Origin of the sequence: Flavobacterium sedimenticola, assembly GCF_030053345.1 — a bacterium.
In the GTDB taxonomy this organism is placed as follows: Bacteria; Bacteroidota; Bacteroidia; order Flavobacteriales; family Flavobacteriaceae; genus Flavobacterium; species Flavobacterium sedimenticola.
Window position 1 is genome coordinate 654,046 of record NZ_JASGBP010000001.1, and the last position, 19,624, is coordinate 673,669.

At 41.0% G+C, this 19,624-nt stretch carries 20 protein-coding genes; 3 read left to right on the forward strand and 17 right to left on the reverse strand.

The window, feature by feature from the left end; all coding sequences use genetic code 11:
• Nucleotides 1–8: 8 nt before the first annotated feature.
• The 10 genes from nuoH to aspS form a co-directional block, all read right to left on the reverse strand.
• Entirely contained in the window at nucleotides 9–1,040 is a 1,032-nt protein-coding gene (nuoH, locus tag QHT84_RS02985) for an NADH-quinone oxidoreductase subunit NuoH (protein ID WP_283238052.1), read from the reverse strand.
• Nucleotides 1,033–2,088: a 2Fe-2S iron-sulfur cluster-binding protein gene (locus QHT84_RS02990; RefSeq protein WP_283238053.1), complete on the reverse strand. Its 1,056-nt coding sequence runs from the start codon at nucleotides 2,086–2,088 to the stop codon at nucleotides 1,033–1,035. Before QHT84_RS02990 ends, nuoH begins: the two co-directional genes overlap by 8 nt.
• 155 nt (nucleotides 2,089–2,243) lie before the next feature.
• Nucleotides 2,244–3,611, reverse strand: coding sequence for an NADH-quinone oxidoreductase subunit NuoF (gene nuoF / locus QHT84_RS02995; protein WP_283238054.1), 1,368 nt, complete (start codon nucleotides 3,609–3,611; stop codon nucleotides 2,244–2,246).
• 4 nt (nucleotides 3,612–3,615) lie between these two features.
• Nucleotides 3,616–4,146: a complex I 24 kDa subunit family protein gene (locus QHT84_RS03000; protein ID WP_283238055.1), complete on the reverse strand. Its 531-nt coding sequence runs from the start codon at nucleotides 4,144–4,146 to the stop codon at nucleotides 3,616–3,618.
• 5 nt (nucleotides 4,147–4,151) lie between these two features.
• On the reverse strand, nucleotides 4,152–5,387 hold the full coding sequence (gene nuoD, locus QHT84_RS03005; RefSeq protein ID WP_283238056.1) for an NADH dehydrogenase (quinone) subunit D: 1,236 nt from the start codon (nucleotides 5,385–5,387) through the stop codon (nucleotides 4,152–4,154).
• A 17-nt stretch (nucleotides 5,388–5,404) separates the two neighbouring features.
• On the reverse strand, nucleotides 5,405–5,923 hold the full coding sequence (locus tag QHT84_RS03010) for an NADH-quinone oxidoreductase subunit C (RefSeq protein WP_283238057.1): 519 nt from the start codon (nucleotides 5,921–5,923) through the stop codon (nucleotides 5,405–5,407).
• 1 nt (nucleotide 5,924) lies between these two features.
• Nucleotides 5,925–6,470, reverse strand: coding sequence for an NADH-quinone oxidoreductase subunit B (locus QHT84_RS03015; RefSeq protein ID WP_283238058.1), 546 nt, complete (start codon nucleotides 6,468–6,470; stop codon nucleotides 5,925–5,927).
• 32 nt (nucleotides 6,471–6,502) lie between these two features.
• Entirely contained in the window at nucleotides 6,503–6,868 is a 366-nt protein-coding gene (locus tag QHT84_RS03020; protein WP_283238059.1) for an NADH-quinone oxidoreductase subunit A, read from the reverse strand.
• A 205-nt stretch (nucleotides 6,869–7,073) separates the two neighbouring features.
• The gene (locus tag QHT84_RS03025) at nucleotides 7,074–7,274 is read right to left on the reverse strand and encodes a cold-shock protein (RefSeq protein ID WP_283238060.1); all 201 of its coding nucleotides are present in this window, start codon (nucleotides 7,272–7,274) and stop codon (nucleotides 7,074–7,076) included.
• Between the two features lie 217 nt (nucleotides 7,275–7,491).
• Nucleotides 7,492–9,246, reverse strand: a complete 1,755-nt coding sequence (gene aspS / locus QHT84_RS03030; RefSeq protein ID WP_283238061.1) for an aspartate--tRNA ligase — start codon at nucleotides 9,244–9,246, stop codon at nucleotides 7,492–7,494.
• 208 nt (nucleotides 9,247–9,454) lie between these two features.
• Between aspS and QHT84_RS03035 the strand changes: the two genes are divergently transcribed.
• The gene (locus QHT84_RS03035) at nucleotides 9,455–9,799 is read left to right on the forward strand and encodes a toxin-antitoxin system YwqK family antitoxin (protein ID WP_283238062.1); all 345 of its coding nucleotides are present in this window, start codon (nucleotides 9,455–9,457) and stop codon (nucleotides 9,797–9,799) included.
• 50 nt (nucleotides 9,800–9,849) lie between these two features.
• Here the strand turns inward: QHT84_RS03035 and QHT84_RS03040 are convergent, their stop codons facing one another.
• The 5 genes from QHT84_RS03040 to QHT84_RS03060 all read right to left on the reverse strand — a co-directional run bounded on the left by QHT84_RS03040 (nucleotide 9,850) and on the right by QHT84_RS03060 (nucleotide 17,135).
• Nucleotides 9,850–10,404 carry a PsbP-related protein gene (locus QHT84_RS03040; RefSeq protein ID WP_283238063.1) on the reverse strand — a complete coding sequence of 185 codons (555 nt, stop codon included), beginning with the start codon at nucleotides 10,402–10,404 and terminating at the stop codon, nucleotides 9,850–9,852.
• A 73-nt stretch (nucleotides 10,405–10,477) separates the two neighbouring features.
• Nucleotides 10,478–13,945, reverse strand: coding sequence for an efflux RND transporter permease subunit (locus tag QHT84_RS03045; protein WP_283238064.1), 3,468 nt, complete (start codon nucleotides 13,943–13,945; stop codon nucleotides 10,478–10,480).
• 87 nt (nucleotides 13,946–14,032) lie between these two features.
• Entirely contained in the window at nucleotides 14,033–15,172 is a 1,140-nt protein-coding gene (locus QHT84_RS03050) for an efflux RND transporter periplasmic adaptor subunit (RefSeq protein WP_283238065.1), read from the reverse strand.
• Between the two features lie 15 nt (nucleotides 15,173–15,187).
• Nucleotides 15,188–16,528, reverse strand: a complete 1,341-nt coding sequence (locus tag QHT84_RS03055; protein WP_283238066.1) for a TolC family protein — start codon at nucleotides 16,526–16,528, stop codon at nucleotides 15,188–15,190.
• Between the two features lie 10 nt (nucleotides 16,529–16,538).
• Nucleotides 16,539–17,135: a TetR/AcrR family transcriptional regulator gene (locus QHT84_RS03060; protein ID WP_283238067.1), complete on the reverse strand. Its 597-nt coding sequence runs from the start codon at nucleotides 17,133–17,135 to the stop codon at nucleotides 16,539–16,541.
• A gap of 171 nt (nucleotides 17,136–17,306) precedes the next feature.
• Here QHT84_RS03060 and QHT84_RS03065 point away from each other — a divergent pair, with 171 nt between their 5' ends.
• Both QHT84_RS03065 and QHT84_RS03070 read left to right on the forward strand, forming a co-directional pair.
• A complete protein-coding gene (locus tag QHT84_RS03065) occupies nucleotides 17,307–18,281 on the forward strand; it encodes a polyprenyl synthetase family protein (RefSeq protein ID WP_283238311.1) in 975 nt (324 codons plus the stop codon).
• A gap of 63 nt (nucleotides 18,282–18,344) precedes the next feature.
• Nucleotides 18,345–18,695: a hypothetical protein gene (locus QHT84_RS03070; RefSeq protein WP_283238068.1), complete on the forward strand. Its 351-nt coding sequence runs from the start codon at nucleotides 18,345–18,347 to the stop codon at nucleotides 18,693–18,695.
• Here QHT84_RS03070 and QHT84_RS03075 read toward each other — a convergent pair.
• Together QHT84_RS03075 and QHT84_RS03080 are read right to left on the reverse strand one after the other, a co-directional pair.
• Nucleotides 18,692–19,078 (reverse strand): hypothetical protein, encoded by a 387-nt coding sequence (locus QHT84_RS03075; protein ID WP_283238069.1) that lies wholly within the window; start codon nucleotides 19,076–19,078, stop codon nucleotides 18,692–18,694. The genes QHT84_RS03070 and QHT84_RS03075 overlap by 4 nt on opposite strands.
• 3 nt (nucleotides 19,079–19,081) lie before the next feature.
• Nucleotides 19,082–19,624 (reverse strand): hypothetical protein, encoded by a 543-nt coding sequence (locus QHT84_RS03080; protein WP_283238070.1) that lies wholly within the window; start codon nucleotides 19,622–19,624, stop codon nucleotides 19,082–19,084.

A 19,624-nucleotide genomic window follows, 5' to 3' on the forward strand; every position in this document is an offset into this window, starting at 1 on the left:
TTTTCTTTTTATTTAAAAGCTAAAATGCAAATTCCGGTGATGATAATATTAACGATAGACAACGGAATCAATATTTTCCATCCTAAGTGCATCAATTGGTCGTAACGGAATCTCGGGATGGTCCATCGTACCCACATAAAGAAGAAGATGAAGAAACATAATTTGATAAATAAAGCGCCGATTCCGATGATATTAGCGGCATTCACACCCCAATTTTCAACGGCCCAACTCATGCCCGGATAGTTGTATCCGCCAAAGTACAACACGGCAATCACGGTAGATGAGATAAACATGTTAGCGTATTCGGCAAACAAATAGAATCCCATTTTCATAGAGGAATATTCGGTGTGGTATCCTCCGATTAATTCCGATTCACACTCGGCTAAGTCAAATGGCGTACGGTTGGTTTCGGCAAAAGCACAAATCAGGAAAATCAAGAAACCCAGCGGTTGGTAAAACACGTTCCAATCCATACCCGATTGTTGCATCGAAATCTCTTTTAAGCTCAACGTTCCGGTCATCATCAACAACGCAATCATCGACAATCCCATAGCGATTTCATACGATACCATTTGCGAAGCCGCACGAACAGCTCCCATCAAGGAGAATTTGTTGTTAGACGCCCAGCCTCCAATCATAATACCGTACACCCCAACGGAAACAACTCCGAAAATGTATAACAACGACACATCAATATCGGTCGCTTGGAGTTGTACGGTTCTTCCGAAGACTTCCAATTGATCGCCCCACGGAATGACGGCACTCGTCATCAAGGCCGTACTCATCGCAATGGCAGGGCCGACAAAGAATAAAAATTTATTCGGGGTATTCGGTTCGAATTCTTCTTTGGCAAACAATTTCATACCATCGGCCAACGGTTGTAATAATCCGCCCCAACCGGCGCGGTTCGGCCCTACTCGGTCTTGCAAAAAAGCGGCTACTTTACGCTCTGCCCAAGTAGAATACATCGCCATAATCATAGTGATGGCAAATACGGTTACGATAACCACACTTTTTTCTATGATAAAAGCACTATCCATTTTTCTTAGTGTTTATAGGGTTACCGTCTATTTTTTCGTTGTAATCGATGTCGGCCATACTGATTTTTTTACGATCCACATCACGTCCCATCAAAATGCCTTTTTCGGTTTCGATAACTACATTTTCGGTTTTGCCGAAATGTTTGTTTTGGTTGATTACCGAATCTTTTTCGAATTTTCTCGGGCCTTCAATCACCCAATCTGACACTTCTTTTTTGTCGAAACGACACGTATTACAGATGAAATCTTCTACTTCGTGAAACTCGTCCTTGCGTGCCGTCACTCTTTGGATTTCGTTACCGAACATCCATAACGTAGTTTTTCCGCAACAACCCGGGGTGGTACATTCTCTGTGTGCATTGAAGGGTTTGTTAAACCACACTCTCGATTTGAATCGGAAGGTTTTATCCGTCAAAGCACCAACCGGACATACATCAATCATGTTTCCGGAGAATTCGTTGTCGATGGCTGCGGATACACAAGTCGAAATTTGCGAATGGTCACCACGATTTAATACACCATGCACTCTTTTATCCGTCAATTGATCGGCGACTTCCACACAACGTTGACAAACAATGCAACGATTCATGTGCAATTGGATATACGGACCAATATCTTCCGGCTCGAACGTTCTTTTTTCTTCTATAAAACGGTGTTGCAGTTTTCCGTGTTCGAAACTCAAATTTTGCAAATCACATTCGCCGGCCTGGTCACAAACCGGGCAATCGAGCGGGTGATTAATCAACAAGAATTCGGTTACGGCTTTGCGCGCTTCTTTCACGCGATCCGAGGATTTGCTGGCCACTTCCATGCCATCCTGACAACCCGTTACACACGACGCTACCAATTTCGGCATCGGACGCGGATCGGCTTCACTGCCTTTGGTCACGTCTACTAAGCAACAACGGCATTTACCGCCGGTTCCTTTTAATTTAGAATAATAGCACATGGCCGGCGGAACAGATTCTCCGCCAATCATACGAGCAGCTTGCAGGATGGTGGTTCCCGGGGCTACTTCAATTTCTTGACCGTCTATGGTTACTTTCATACCAATATATCACTCCTACGGAGTTTTTGTTTTTATTAATTTGTTTTTTGTTCCTAAAGTTTACTCTTTAGCCCCGATTGCAGCTGGCTGCCATGCAGCGCGGAAAGCGGGAAAATGGAGGGCAAAATGCCCGAGCCATTCGCTTCTAATTTATTTTAAGCTTCTTGCTTTGCGATTAAATGCTTAACCTTTTCAAAAGGTTCGTGAACAAAATGGTCACGGTTTTTTACTTTTTCAGGGAAACGAATATGGTATTCAAACTCGTCTCTGAAGTGACGAATGGCTGCTGCTACCGGCCATGAAGCCGCATCGCCTAATGGACAAATCGTGTTTCCTTCAATTTTGGATTGGATGCTCCACAACAATTCGATGTCTTCTTCGCGTCCTTGTCCGTTTTCGATACGCCACAATACTTTTTCCAACCAGCCGGTTCCTTCGCGACAAGGCGTACATTGTCCGCACGATTCATGGTGATAGAAACGAGAGAAATTCCACGTGTTGCGCACGATACAAGCGCGGTCGTCGTATACGATGAATCCGCCTGAACCTAACATCGAACCGGTCGCGAAACCACCGTCAGCTAAACTTTCATAGGTCATTAATCGGTCTTCGCCTGCTGCTGTTTTGTAGATTAAATGCGCCGGAAGAATCGGCACGGATGAACCTCCGGGCACTAAAGCTTTTAAAGGACGGTCGGTTTGCATTCCTCCACAATATTCATCAGAATTCATAAATTCGTATACGGATAACCCTAACTCGATTTCATAAACGCCTTGGTTTTTGATGTTCCCGGAAGCCGAAATCAATTTGGTCCCCGTAGAGCGTCCGATTCCGATAGCGGCATAATCTGCGCCCGAATTGTTTACAATCCAGGGCACGGCCGAAATGGTTTCCACATTATTGACTACCGTTGGATTTTGCCACAACCCTTGCACAGCCGGGAATGGCGGTTTCAAACGAGGATTGCCTCGGTTGCCTTCCAAACTTTCAATCAAAGCGGTTTCTTCTCCGCAGATGTAGGCACCACCACCGATTTGAACATATAATTCCAAATCGTAGCCCGAACCTAATATATTTTTGCCCAACCAACCGGCCGCTTTGGCCTCGGCGATGGCTCTTTCCAAAATTTTGTACACCCACATGTATTCGCCGCGGATGTAGATATACGACAGGTTAGCCCCTAAGGCATAACTCGACGTAATCATACCCTCGATTAATAAGTGTGGAATGTATTCCATCAGATAGCGGTCTTTAAAAGTACCCGGTTCCGATTCGTCGGCATTGCACACCAAGTGACGTGGTTTGCCCGACTTTTTATCGATAAAACTCCACTTCATTCCGGCCGGGAACCCCGCACCGCCACGACCGCGTAATCCCGAAGTTTTTACTTCTTCGACTACTTCATCGGGGGTCATTTTTTTAAGGGCTTTTTCCACCGAAGCATAGCCGCCTTCTCTGCGGTACACTTCATAGGTTTTAATGCCCGGAACGTTGATTTTGTCTAATAATATTTTTCTTCCCATGATATTATTTATCGTGTAAAGTGATTTTTCCGTCTTTGCAATCCTGAATCAACTGATCCACTTTTTCTTTGGTCAAATGTTCTTGGTAGAAATCGCCCAGCTGCATCATTGGGGCATAACCGCAAGCGCCTAAACATTCTACACCACGTACTTCAAATAGCCCGTCAGCGGTCGGTTCGCCTATGCCTACCCCTAATTTTTCGCAAGTATAATCCATCAAATCTTCCACGCCGTTTTGACAACAAGCAGCGGTTTGACAAAATTCGAACATGTATTTCCCGATGGGTCTTTGGTTAAACATGGTGTAAAAAGTCACCACTTCATAGACTTCGATAGGTAAAATACCTAAAATTTCTGCCACTTTGTTTTGCAGTTCAATACTCAACCAATTGTCGTGTGCATCTTGTACCTCGTGCAACACCGGCAATAATGCCGATTTCTTTTTATCGGCCGGATAGTGACTGATGAGTTCATTGATGCGAGCCATCAACGACTCCGTAATATTTATTTCTTGTTTGATATGTGATCTTTCCATAATTCTTAAGCGTCTAATTCGCCGGCGATTACATTTAAACTTGATAAGATAACGATGGCATCCGAAAGCATGCCGCCTTTAATCATTTCGGTATACGCTTGGTAATAGATGTAACAAGGTCTTCTGAATTTTAAGCGGTATGGTGTTCGGCTTCCGTCGGAGATTAAATAGAATCCTAATTCTCCGTTTCCGCCTTCTACGGCGTGATAAATCTCGTCTACCGGAACCGGCACTTCGCCCATCACAATTTTGAAGTGATAGATCAGTGCTTCCATATTGGTATATACTTCTTCTTTCGGAGGCAAATAGTAATCGGGAACATCGGCATGAATTGGTCCTTCCGGTAATTTGGCCAGAGCTTGACGGATGATGCTTAAACTTTCCCATACTTCGGCATTGCGCACGCAAAAACGGTCGTACGTATCGCCTGATTTTCCTACCGGTATATCAAACTCAAAATCGTCATACGAAGAATACGGAGCGGCTTTACGCACATCATAATCGATACCTGCGGCTCTTAAGTTCGGTCCGGTTAATCCGTATTGCATGGCTTTTTCGGCAGAAATTGGCCCCACATTTACGGTACGGTCAATGAAGATGCGGTTTCTTTCGAATAAGTTTTCGAATTCTTTCCAAGCTACCGGGAACTCTTCCAAGAAAGTATTTAATTTTTTGAAGGCTTCGTCGGACCATTCTCTTTCAAATCCGCCAATACGCCCCATATTGGTTGTTAGACGAGCCCCACAAACTTCTTCGTAGATTTCGTATATTTTTTCTCTGAATTGGAATACGTACAAAAAACCGGTATAGGCTCCGGTATCTACACCCAAAATCGAATTACAAATTAAGTGGTCTGCAATACGCGCTAATTCCATGACAATGACTCTCAAATACTGGGCGCGTTTCGGTACTTCAATGTTCAAAAGCTTTTCTACGGTCATCCACCATGCCATGTTGTTGATGGGTGATGAACAATAGTTCATACGATCGGTCAACACGTTGATTTGGTAAAACGGACGATTTTCGGCAATTTTTTCGAAGGCACGGTGAATATAACCCACAGTAGGCTCGGCATCCAAGATGCGCTCCCCATCCATCAAAAGAATATTTTGGAAAATACCGTGTGTGGCCGGGTGGGTTGGTCCCAAGTTTAATATAGAGAGTTCGCTTCCGTCTTCGTTGCGAGTCTTTTCGATGATTTTAGCATAACGATGCTCCGGGGATAACAATAAATCTGACATTGAAAATGCTGTTTGGTTTAACAATTGGCCGGTGTTCTTCCGAAGAAACGGTCGTCTTTATCGGTTCTTCCGCCATCTTCCATCGGGAATTCTTTTCGCATCGGGTGGGAGACCATTTCTTCCATATTCAAAATGCGTTTAAGTTGCGGGTGTCCTTTGAAATTGATGCCAAAGAAATCCCACGCCTCTCTTTCCATCCAATTGGCACATAAAAACAAATCGGTTACCGTTTCCACTTCTGCCGGATCCGGTAAAAATGTTTTTACACGGATGCGGACATTTTCAATCCAATTGTGCAGCTGATACACTACGGCAAATTGGTGTTCGGCATCATTATCAGGGAAATGGATTCCGGTTAAATCGGTTAAGAAATGGAAGTTTAAATCTTCTTGTTCTTTGAGAAACCGAATTACTTCGTGAATCGTATTCGGGGTTGCCTCGAAAGTGAAAATATCGCGTTTCATTTCAAAATTCAGCACATGGTTGCCGAATGCTTGAGACAGTTTTTCTTGTATATGCGCTGTTTCTAAAGCCATATTATAGATTATAAGAAGCTAATAATTCTTTGTATTCCGGTGAATTTCTGCGACGAACGGATTCGTTTTTCACCAATTCCTGCAATTGCATTACGCCCTGAACAATTTGTTCCGGTCTGGGTGGACAACCCGGTACGTATACGTCAACCGGAATGACTTTGTCGATACCTTGCAGTACAGAGTAAGTGTCGAAAACACCGCCGGAAGAGGCGCAAGCGCCCACAGCGATAACCCAACGCGGTTCCGACATTTGTTCGTATACTTGGCGTAAAATAGGAGCCATTTTTTTAGAAATGGTACCCATAACCATCAGCATATCGGCTTGGCGCGGAGAGAAACTAACTCTTTCCGACCCAAAACGTGCTAAATCATAATGAGATGCCATAGTGGCCATGAATTCAATACCGCAACAAGAAGTGGCAAACGGTAAGGGCCAAAGCGAATTGGCTCTGGCTAAACCAACAACATCATTCAGTTTGGTAGCGAAGAATCCCTCGCCTACAACTCCTTCCGGTGGAGCAACCATATTTGGATTTGAATCACTCATGGATCATTCGTAGTTTAAATTCGTAACTAAATTTATTCCCACTCTAACGCTTTCTTCTTGATAATGTAGAAGAAACCGATTAACAAGAGTGACATAAAAATCACCATTTTAATCATGCCTTCTGTTCCTAATGCCTTGAAATTAACCGCCCAAGGATATAAGAAAATAACTTCCACATCGAAAAGCACAAAAAGAATAGCAACCAGGAAGTATTTTACCGAAAACGGTATTCTGGCATTCCCCACGGATTCGATACCGCATTCGAAGTTTTTGTCTTTGCTTTTAGAATGTCTTTTCGGGCCTAAAAAGCTGGAACCTATAATGGTTAAAACCACAAACCCGACGGCTAATCCCGCCTGCATGAGGATGGGTAAATAATCTAATTGATTGGACTGCATAACGCTCAAAATTAGAAGTAAATTAAAATAGCCACAAATATACATCGCAATATTGAATTCGCAAAAAGCAAGGCTAATCCTTTGACAATAATTCGGCTAAAAACGTTTATTTAAACTGATTTTAAATAAGAAAAAAAGACATAAAAAAACGTCCCGAAATTTTCGGGACGTTGAGTCAATCTAGGTAATCAAAAAATAATATATATTAGTCTTCGATAGCCACTACTTGAGCCGCTACTTTACCTTTTCTACCGTCTTCTTCTTCGTAAGATACTTTATCTCCTTCGTTTAAACCGTCTGATTTAATTCCGGTAGCATGTACGAAAATGTCTTTTCCTGTCTCGTCATCAGTAATAAAACCGTAACCTTTTGATTCATTGAAGAATTTAACTTTACCTGTGCGCATTTGTAATAAAAAAATAATTAATAATGCTCAAAGATATACTTATTTGCGACATAGCCAAAAAAATAGGATAAAAAAAATAAAAAAATAACAAAAAATTAAAAATTTAATTGAATGATTTTCAATATAATATTTGAAATATTCTAAAAAATGAAAACAAAAACGCCATCATTTGTTAATTTTTAAATAATGGCGCTCTGTTAAAATGAGAATATGATATTTATTTCGCAATATTCAATTGAATGTGTAACTCCGCTAATTGCGCTTCATCAATTGCAGATGGGGCATCAATCATCACATCACGTCCCGAATTGTTTTTAGGGAACGCAATGAAGTCGCGAATCGTTTCTTGTCCGCCCAAAATGGCCACCAATCGGTCTAAACCGAAAGCCAATCCACCATGCGGTGGCGCACCAAATTGGAAAGCATTCATCAGGAAGCCGAATTGCGCTTCGGCTTGTTCCGGTGTAAACCCTAACAAACTGAACATTCTGCTTTGTAATTCTTTGTCGTGAATACGAATGGAACCACCGCCGATTTCGTTACCGTTTAATACCATGTCATAAGCATTGGCACGCACTTTTCCGGGATCCGTTTCTATGAGTTTCATGTCCTCCGGTTTTGGAGAGGTAAACGGATGGTGCATCGCATGGTAACGACCGCTTTCTTCGTCCCATTCCAATAACGGGAAGTCTACTACCCATAGCGGTGCAAATTCATCAGGCTTACGTAAGCCCAATCGTGTGGCGACTTCCATACGAAGTGCCGACAATTGTGCTCTTGTTTTGTTGGCGTTACCCGATAAGATTAAAATTAAATCACCGGCCTTGGCGTTGGTGGCATCGGCCCATTTTTTTAAATCGTCTTGGTCGTAAAATTTATCTACCGAAGATTTGAACGTTCCGTCGGCTTCGCATTTTACATACACCATGCCTGAAGCCCCTATTTGTGGTCGTTTTACCCAGTCAATCAAGGCATCAATTTCTTTACGGGTGTAGGAGGCACAACCCGGAGCGGCGATACCTACTACGAGTTCAGCTGAGTTGAACACGGCAAAATCTTTATGTTGAGCCACTGCATTCAATTCGCCGAATTTCATGTCGAATCGAATATCCGGTTTGTCGTTACCATAGGTTTTCATGGCGTAATCGTACGTCATTCTCGGAAATTGGTCGACTTCGATGCCTTTTAATGCTTTTAACAAATGACGCGTTAAGCCTTCAAAAACGTTTAAAATATCTTCTTGCTCCACAAAGGCCATCTCACAATCGATTTGGGTGAATTCCGGTTGTCTGTCGGCGCGTAAATCTTCATCGCGGAAACATTTTACAATTTGGAAATACTTATCCATACCACCTACCATAAGCAATTGTTTGAACGTTTGCGGCGATTGTGGCAAAGCGTAAAATTGTCCTTGATTCATCCGACTGGGCACTACAAAATCACGGGCACCTTCGGGAGTGGATTTGATTAAATAAGGGGTTTCGATCTCACAAAAATCCAATTCCGATAAATAGTTGCGAACTTCCATGGCTACTTTGTGCCGAAAAAGTAAGGCATTTTTTACAGGATTTCTCCGGATGTCAAGGTAACGGTATTTCATTCGAATGTCTTCGCCGCCATCAGTTTCGTCCTCGATAGTAAACGGCGGTAACATGGCTTCGTTTAAAACAGTCAGTTCCGATACCAAAATCTCAATATCCCCTGTAGCCATATTCGGGTTTTTGGATTCCCGCTCGATTACGGTTCCTTTAACCTGAATGACAAATTCTCTACCCAACGATTTGGCTTTTTCAAAAACGGCTTTATCGGTGCGTTGTTCGTCAAAGATCAATTGGGTAATCCCGTAACGGTCGCGTAAATCTACCCATATCATAAATCCTTTATCGCGTGATTTTTGAACCCAACCGGCTAGCGTAACTTCGGTATTGATGTGTGTGGCATTGAGTGCGCCACAGCTGTGACTTCTGTACATTTTGAACTAAAATTTGAGTGCAAAAATAGTGTTTTGTTTCAAGTTTTTACAGTTAACCAACGGCTAATTTGATTTAATTTTTAAGGAACTTCTTGAATCCCAATGTTAAATTTTACTTCAATGTTACCAAATTGTTAACAAAAAGTTTTTTTAATGTAAATTAATTTATACTTTTGATATGATAATAGTAACCATTAAACCTACAGTTATGAAAAAGATATTGATTTTAAGCGCGTTATTCAGCAGTGTTTTTGCTTTTGCCCAAAGCCAAAAACCGGTTTTGGAACAAGAAGGGAATTTGGTAAAAGCAACCTATTACTACGATAATGGAAAAATCCAGCAACAAGGATACTTTAAAGACGGAAAGTTAACCGGAGTTTGGATTGCCTACGACGAACAAGGAAATAAAAAGTCGAGCGGAGAATACAACAATGGTCAAAAAACCGGGAAATGGTTTTTTTGGAACCAAAAATCGTTAGCCGAAGTAGACTATGCCAATAGTCGCGTTGCTTCTGTGAAAAACTGGAAACAAGAGGCGATTGTAAACAAATAAAAGCAATTCGTACTGTAAAAAAAGGAACCCTTTAGAGTTCCTTTTTTTATTTATGATTTGTACAACTTCTCATGCTTGTCAATCTCTTTAAAAGAGTTGATGATACGATTGATAGTTTCTTTGTGATTCTCTTTTCTGGATTTTTCGGTCCATACCATAATTTGGTAATAGTTCGATTTTCCCTCTACGATGGCATAACGGTAAAAAACATCGTAGCCTTCTACATTTCCGGTAATTGAGAAGAGTTTTGCTTTTTTACCGTGAATCTTAGTTTCAGCTTCTTCAGAAATCGTCAACCCTTTTATTTTATCGGTAAAATTGCTGCGTACCACATTGCTGTATCCGTCTAAGCTGGGCTCAATATCAATAGCATTAATTGCTATAGCATTGTGAAAACTCTCTTTGGTCTCATCAATCACAATAGTATATAATTCGCCCATCAGATTCTGATATTGCAAGGAAGCGTCACCGTTGAGATTTTCGGTTTTTTCCATAGAGTCGGGTAAGTCAATAGTATATTTATTGGCGATGGTTACCGTTCGGAATTCTTGATTAGAATCGCATGAGAAACACGCGAGTATCAGCAGCAAAACAATTTTTTTCATGGGTTTAATTTTCTGCAATATAAAAAAAGGAACTCTAATGGAGTTCCTTTTTTGTTTTGATTTGAAATATGTGTTAAGATTCTAAAGCTTTTCGAGCATTTCTTCGATCGCGTAACCAATACTTAGTACGCTTCACCAAGAAGAACATGACCGGTACCATAACCAATGTCAGTACGGTAGCATACGTCAATCCGAAGATGATGGTCCAGGCCAATGGCCCCCAGAAAATTACGTTATCACCACCCATATACAAGTGCGGATTCAAATCGGTTACCAATCCGAAGAAGTCGAAATTCAATCCGATGGCTAACGGAATCAAACCTAACACAGCCGTCAAGGCCGTCAACAATACCGGACGCAAACGCGATTTTCCACTTTCGATAATCACTTCTTTGATTTCGTCTAAGTTCAAATCGTCGTGACTTTCCACACCTTTTTCGCGTACTTTTTGATCTAATAACAATACAAAGAAGTCCATTAAAACGATACCGTTTTTCACCACAATTCCCGCCAGGGATATAATACCCATCATGGTCATCAGGATCACGAAATCCATGTTGGCAATCACATAACCATAGAATACACCACTGAAACTCAGCAATACGGTAAACAAAATCACTATCGTTTTGGAAACCGAGTTAAACTGAAGTACAATAATGATGGTGATTCCGGCCATGGCCAAGAACAACGCGTACATCAGGAAACTTTGGTTTTTCCCTTGTTCTTCCTGAACACCCGAAAAGGAGTAGGTGATGCCTTTCGGCAATTGATATCCTTTCAATTCGGTTTGAATTTGTTTGGTAATCTCGTCTCCGTTATAACCGGTGAGTACATTCGAATAAATGGTCATAATTCGTTTGTAGTTCTTTCTCTTAATTTGGTTATAAGTGTACGTTTTTTCGGTTTTGGAAACTGCCGAAATAGGCACCTGAACAATTTGACCGTTATTTTGGTTGCGGAAGGTAATCGATTGATTGAACAAAATGTTCTCATTTTTACGTTGGTCTTCCTGCATACGAACCACGATGTTGTAATCATCATCGCCTTCTTTGAAGGTTGAAATTTCCTGACCATACACTGAGCGGCGTAAATTGAAGCCAAGCTGTCCGGTAGATACTCCGGTGCTTCCGGCATTTACACGATCAACAGTAACTTCCAATTCCGGACTTTGTTTGTTCACATCGACACTCAATTTTTCGATACCCGGAATGTTTTTGCTGTCAATAAACGCAATCATTTTGTCGGCTTCCACCAACATTTGGTCGTAATCACTACCGGTTAACTGCACACTGATCGGGTAACCGGCCGGAGGACCGTTAGCATCTTTTTCTACCGTTACGATGGCACCTGCAATTCCTTTTACTTTGGCTCTGATTTCCTCTAAAACATCCGACGTATTATAACCGCGTCTGAATTTGAACTCGGAGAAATTTACGGTTACTTTCCCTTTAAACGGCGTTTCCGAAGCCGATCCGGCATCTACGTTAGGGTTTCCGGCACCCACACCCACTTGTGACACGATACTTTCGGCCAAGAAATTGGTTTGGGTCTTTTCGTCTACGTATTTGCTTAGGATGTCAATTACTTGTTTTTCTACAAATAAAGTTGCCTTGTTGGTTTTTTCGATATCGGTTCCTTGCGGATATTCGATATATACAATAGCTTGGTTCGGAATGTTATCGGGGAAGAACAATACTTTTCTCGGGAAAACCCCCACTAAAATAAAGGACAAGAACAACATCCCGATGATACCCAACAATGCTTTCCAGGCATTACTTCCGGTAAGCACTTTGGCCAAGAAACGTTTGTATTTTTCTTCCATGCGCGGGAAGAAATCGTGCTGGAAGTCTTGTGTCCATTGGTACAATTTCCATTTGTACAACCACATCAATCCCAAGGCAATAATGGCTAAGTGACCGATAGCTCTGCCCAATTTAGAATCGTACACATTGCCTATAATCACAAAAATAACACCGATAATTCCGAAGAGGATGGAGTAGGTTTTTAGTGATTTTTTGGTCACATTGCGGTCTTCAATATCCATCGAGCCACCGGTCATGGCAGCGTTTACAATCATCGCCACGAATAAGGAAGCGCCTAACGTCACCGAAAGCGTTAACGGGAAATAGATCATAAATTTACCCATAGTGCCCGGCCATAAAGCGAACGGTAAGAACGCCATCAAAGTGGTTGCGGTGGAAGAGATTACCGGCCAGGCAATTTCGCCAATACCGATTTTGGAGGCTTGTACCCGCGGCATACCCTTTTTCATGTTGGCAAATACGTTGTCTACAACCACAATACCGTCGTCCACGAGCATTCCCAATCCCATAACCAATCCGAATAAAACCATGGTATTCAGGGTCATTCCGAAGGCCGATAAAATGGTGAAAGCCATCAACATGGATAACGGAATTGCGGCACCCACGAATAAGGAGTTGCGCAATCCCATGGTAAACATCAATACAATCATTACCAGTACAATACCGAAAATGATGTGGTTGGAAAGTTCGTCTACCTGATGCTCCACACGCGAAGACTGATCGTTGGTCAAATCGATTCGCAAATCATCGGGCAGGTAATTTTCCTGGGCCGTTTTGATTTTTTCTTTTACTTGTTCGATAGCCGAAATCATGTTTTGTCCCGAACGTTTCTTAACGTTGAGCATCACCACTTCTTTACCTCTTTCACGGGCATAGGTCGTTTTTTCTTTCTCCTTAAAGGAGATTTTGGCAATATCTTTTAAGTACACGCTACCGCCGTACGATTTTACAATCACGTTTTCGAGTTCTTTCGGGTCTTTGATTTCTCCTACAATGCGGATGTTGTTGCGCGAGCCTTGAGAAATTAAGTTTCCGCCCGAAAGCGTCATGTTTTCGTATTTTACGGCATTTTGAATGTCGTCAAAAGAAACTTGAGCTGCCGTCATTTTGAAGATGTCAACCGCAATTTCCACCTCTTTGTCATCCACACCCAAAATATCTACTTTTTTTACTTCGGGAATTTCCTCAATATCATCTTGGAGTTTCTCTCCGTATTTTTTAAGCTGTTGCGTGGTGTAGTTTCCTTTTAAGTTGATGTTCAAAATCGGCACTTCTTCCGAAATATTCAGCTCAAAAACGCTCGGTTCCACTTTGCTGCCGTTGTCTAAGTTGGGCCAATCGGTATCGGCTTTAACAATATCGACTTTATCTTTAATCTTGGTCTTGGCTTCTTCGATACCTACTTTATCGGTAAACTCCACAATAATCATCCCGTAATCCTGGAATGAACTGGCCGTGATTTTATCGACACCGCTGATGTTCTTGATTTCTTTTTCGAGCGGTTTGATAATGAGCTTTTCAACATCTTCCGCTGAATTCCCCGGGAATACAGAAGAAATGTACACTTTGTTTTCAATAATTTCCGGGAAGTCCTCACGCGGCATGGTGACATAAGCAATCAAACCGGTAATGACAATAAGGAACGTAAATATGTAAACGGTTACGCGATTATCTATCGCCCAACTGGATATACTGAATTCTTTATTTTGATGTGACATATATTTTGGTTATAAGTTATGAGTTGTAAGTTATAAGTTAAAGATTGATCAAAACCCTGAACTTAAAAACTTAGAACGTACAACGTTTTAGAAATTAAGTTTCATGCCTTCGGAGATATTGTTTACACCGTCGGTAACAATAATGGTGTTGGCTTTTAATCCGGACACAATTTCAGTGACGTTGTCGGATGATTTTCCGGTCGTAACCACACATTTTTTGGCGGTTCCGGTTTTTCCGTTGCTGCCTTCCACAATGTAAATAAATTTGTTGCCTTCGCCGTCTTCCTGAATCACATTCGTAGGGACTACAATAGCCTCTTTATTCACATAATCGATGATTTTAAGTTTGGCTACTTGATTCGGGCGCAACAAGTTGTCCGGATTTGGTACACTTACTTCAATACCGAAACTACGATTGTTGGGATTGATAAAGTTACCCACCTGACGCACTTTTCCTTTATAGGTTTTGCCCAAAGAGGCTAAAAATACATCTACTTCGGTGCCTACTTTCAGTTTGCCGATATAGGTTTCCGGAACGGTAGTTGAAACATACATATTGCCTAAGTTTACTATTCGCATTAACCCTTGGGCACTAGGAGCTACTACTTGACCTTTTTCCACAAATACTTCGTCAATAGTTCCGGAAAACGGCGCACGAATTACAGTTTTGGCCAATTGTGCTTTGATTTGAGCTACCGCTTTTTGAGCCGAAACCATTTGGGTTTGTGCTTGTAAATACTGTATTTCAGAACCGATTTTTTTGTCCCAAAGATTTTTTTGTCTGTCAAAAGTAGTTTTGGCCAACTCGTATTGGTTTTGCGCACTGGCTAATTGTTGACTGATGCCGGCGTCATCTACACGGCCTAAAATTTGACCTTTCGTTACACTTTGCCCGGCTTTAACAGTTAACGAAGTCAGCGTACCGCTAAACTCCGGTTGAATCAGGATGTTTTCTTTGGTATCAACACTACCTTGAATGTCTAAATAATGATTGAAAACCGTGTCTTTTACTGTTTCAACTGAAACCAAAGCTTCTTCTTTTTTTACATCTAAAACCGCTAAAGCGTCTTCGATTTTTAAGATTTCAGCTTGCAAAGCGGCTTTCTTTTCTTGTAAACCTTTGATGTTTTTGGTTTCAATAAGTTTGTCTACCGTTTGGTTTCCTTCTTTGCCACCACAGGCAACGAGCACAACGGTTAAAAGGGATAGTATGATTGTCTTTTTCATGGATGATATATTAGATTAGTTTTTATTTAAAATTTTCTCAAGCGTTGCTTTTTTATTGATAACGTCTACCATAGATTGCAGGTAGTCTTGTTGTTTGGCATACAACTGTTGCTGTGCTTCGGTGAAGTCGAAACTCGAAGACAAGCCTTCGCGAAACTTAATGGATTGTTTGTTTTCGATGCGTTCGGCCAAACTCAAATTGTTTTTGGCGGTAGCAAATTGCTCCAAACTGTATTCGTAATCGCTTTTTGCTTTTTGGAATTGCAATTGCAGCTTTTGTTCGGTTTCGGTTAATTGGGTTTTGGCTTGTTCGAAGGCGATTTTCGCTTGTTGCGTGCGAGCGCTTCTGCCGAAACTGCTGAAAACAGGAATGTTTAAATTCAACCCTAAGTTAGAATAGTTCAACCATTTTTGATCCGACGCAAAAAATCGGAATTCGTTGTTGAAAGCATTGTAACCAAAATTAACGGCTGCCCCAATAGAGGGTAAGGCTTTGCTTTTTTCAAACAACATCAACAATCGTTTTGATTCCTGATTGTTCTGACCGATTTTGTAATCGATGTTATTCGTTACATTAAATTCTTCTTTCAACAAAGCCAAATCCAGGTTGTTGTCGGTGAGTGCCGATAAATTGTCGGTTAGGATTAACTCTTTTTCCAGCGGAATCCCCAACACCAATTTCAACATGTTGTTGGCAATGGTTTTCATACGAACGGAATACTGTAAAGAACTTTCTATCGACGCCAAGGTTAACTGAAGTTGCTCTACATTTTCTTCCTCGATTAATCCGTTTTTAAAAACTTCTCGGGTATCGTTGAGCGTTTTGGTCAAAATGGTTTTGTTTTTTTCCAAAATCAAAACGCTTTCTTGTGCCAATAATACATTGCCGTAAGAGTTGATGACAATTTCTTTCAGCTCTTGTTGGGTTTTTACCTTGGCGTTTTCCGAGATTTTTAAATACGTACGTGCCGATTGTAATCCTACCAAATACGAACCGTCAAAAATAAGCTGACTTAATGTGGCTCGGGCATTCATGTTGTGTTTGGTTCCGAAAGCCACTTCAGCAAATTCACCCGGATTTCCGCCAAAAAATTCGGCCGGAATCAACGATTTTTGCAATTCAAAATTGTTTTGGTAGTCCACCACGGCATTGAGTTGCGGCAAACCAATGGTGGTGGTTTCCCACTTTTTCTTTTTGGCGGCTTCTACGTCTCGATTGGCGTTGATGGCCGAATAGTTGTTTTGCAAGGCATGATCAATGGCTTGTTGCAAACTAAACGAATACGATTGCTGTGGTTCTTGAGCCCATAAGCTGCTTACGGCCAAGAGAAATGTTAGTACTAATTTGTTTTTCATAGATTGATGATTATATATTGAATTTCTGTAAATGTTTTTCGAGTTCAGTAATGCCTTCCGGCGTTGCAATCGCCCGGGTATGGTACTCCAAAGCTTTAGCTTCCAGTTCGTAGGCCTCTTTTTCCAACATGGTGTTTTCGTTGATGGAAAAAATCAGCGTGTAATAAAATTTGACAGCAGCCTCAATGTCAGTCTCTTTTCGGTATAACCCTTCGGCAATTCCTTTGATAATGTTTTGTCGAAACATATGGCTGCAATCTTCAATTTCATTGGCCATCATCTTTTCATAGATTTCAGGGTAATGTTTTTTTAATTGATAAGCCGGCGATTGGTCAAACGATTGAAACATCTGTTTGAACATTTCTCTCATTTCGAAGTTCTCGGCAATAGCATTGTGATTTTGCGCTAAGACTTCATCCATCATGGCGTGAATTTTTTGATGCACTACTTCGGTACCTTCTTCAATTAGCTTTTCTTTGTTGCTGAAATATTTGTAAATCGTTTTTTTGGAGATACACATTTCACAAGCAATATCATCCATGGTAACGCTTTTAAAACCTAGTTTCAAAAACATGTCTGTTGCTTTTTTGATGATTTTATCTTTCATTTGTTTAGGGGGTATCAGAATTGCACTGCCATACAATTCTTAAATAATGCGGCAAAAGTATAATGGAAACTTTTAACACTAAAATAGTTTCCAAAGTATTAACGTAAATTTAACATTCGCCCCTTGCTTGATTAAAACCATTATTTGAATTACATTAGCCAAAAAAACTTCATGCGTGCTGTTTCCCAATACCAAGACATAATTTCCAACCATTTTGAGGCTTTAGCTTTAAAGAATGAACCTAAAAATTTATACGAGCCCATTCGCTACATTCTTTCCTTAGGTGGTAAGCGTCTTCGTCCGGTTTTAACGTTGATGGCCGCTGAGGTTTTTGAGGCCGATTGCCGATTGGCATTGCCGGCAGCTACCGCTGTGGAAGTGTTTCATAACTTTTCATTGATTCATGATGACATCATGGATGATGCGCCGCTGCGCAGGGGGAAAGAAACGGTGCATGAAAAATGGGATGTGAACACCGGGATACTTTCGGGCGATGCTATGTTAATTTTAGCCTATCGTTATTTTGAGAGCTACGAGCCGGAAACGTTTCAAAAATTAGCCCGATTATTCAGTAAAACGGCACTTGAGGTATGCGAAGGCCAACAGTACGATGTGGATTTTGAAACCCGGGACGATGTTACCATTCCCGAATATTTAAAAATGATTGAGTTTAAGACTGCGGTTTTGGTCGGCGCGGCCATGAAAATGGGTGCCATTGTAGCCGAAACCTCAGAGGAAAATGCCTCGGCTATTTACGATTTCGGGCTCAATTTAGGGATAGCCTTTCAATTGCAAGACGACTTTTTGGATGCTTTCGGCAATCCCGAAACGTTCGGAAAGCAAGTAGGAGGTGACATCATCGAAAACAAAAAAACCTATTTGTATCTGAAAGCCATGGAGTTTGCCCAACCGGAGGAGAAAGAACAGCTGCTGCATTTATTTTCAATTCAACCCCATGACAATACCGATAAAATCAATTCGGTCAAGCGAATCTTTACCCAAACGGGTGCCGCCGAGGCCACGCAAAGTGCTATTCAGGAATACACCCTGAAGGCTTTTCAAACACTTGATACTATGAATATCAGTGAGGCTAAAAAAATCATTTTGAGAGCCTTTGGCGATAAATTGATGAGCAGAAATGTCTAAATTTGTATAGGATACCTTATTCAAAAGAGTATTGCAGACGTTTACTTTAAATCCCATTTTCATTTGTTTGTAGCGCCATTAAATACCGATCAATTGCTCTCGGAAGCCGAGAAAGAAAATCTGTATGCCAAACTGATTGAGCAACTCAACAAAGATTTCAATTTGGCCAACGAACCGGTCGATTTTCCGCAAAGCACTTCTCCCCATGAACTCAAAGTACAATTGCATGAAAAAATCTACCGATTAATTCAGTACCAATACACGGAACTCCTCAACTTACTATATATTATCGACGTTCCCGAAGAGAATATCAAGCAATTGCAAGGTGCTGACACCATGCAACTTTCCGAGCAAATCGCCTTTCTGATTTTACGAAGAGAATGGATGAAGGTTTGGTTTCGAAACCGCTATTAAAACTTTTTTAAAAACGAATTTACAACACCATTAACAATGCCGCTTCCCAAGTCGCGAACCCCACTGGGATTGAAAGAATCTATTCGGCTTCCGTCAAAATTATAAATCGGAAACGATTTAGTATTCGTTACATAATATTGATTGCTAACATTGACATAATGGTCATTCATTTGTGTCATCGGGTTGTAAACCACAAGTAAATATTGGTTGCTGTAATTTTTAATGTCAGTAAGATACAGGTTAAATGAAATGTCTTTGACATTTAAAGTTGCAGCATTGGTTGAGAATGAATGGTTCGTTTTTCCCAAAACCAACGAAACCGGCTGTTGTGAAAATCCTGCCAAACTAAAAAGCAGAAACAAAGAAGAAAATAATGTTTTCATAACTCAAAAATAAACTCTTACAAAAGGCATAAAGGCATCGCTGTAAATGTCTTTATCTCTGTCAAACAATACATTAAATCGCGCACCAATCGTAACGTTCTCGGCACAATAACCGGCGCCTAAATACAATCCGGTATTCCAAAAACTTCTTTTAATATTGCCATACAAATCGGCGTAGGTGTTATTCACGTTAACTTCTTCCAATTCCACCGATAATTGTATTTCTTCAATTGGATTGTACAATCCGATCAAACTCGCACCGATCACGTTAGAAGTGTAAAAATTTTTCTGTTTCAAATGGCTGTATTGCAAACTCACACCGGCAGCAAAAGGGCTGTTAAACCGGTAAATGGCACTGGGTGCTATGGTAATGTCCGTAAAATCATTGCCGACCGCTAATCCAAATCCGCCTCCAAATTGCACATGATCCCAAAAACTGTCGGTTTTAGCTTTAGGTGAATTTTGTTCTTGCGAAAATCCGGTATTCGAAACGGTCAAAAATAGTAGAAATGACCCTAATTTTACAAGAGTTTTAAATGGATTCAT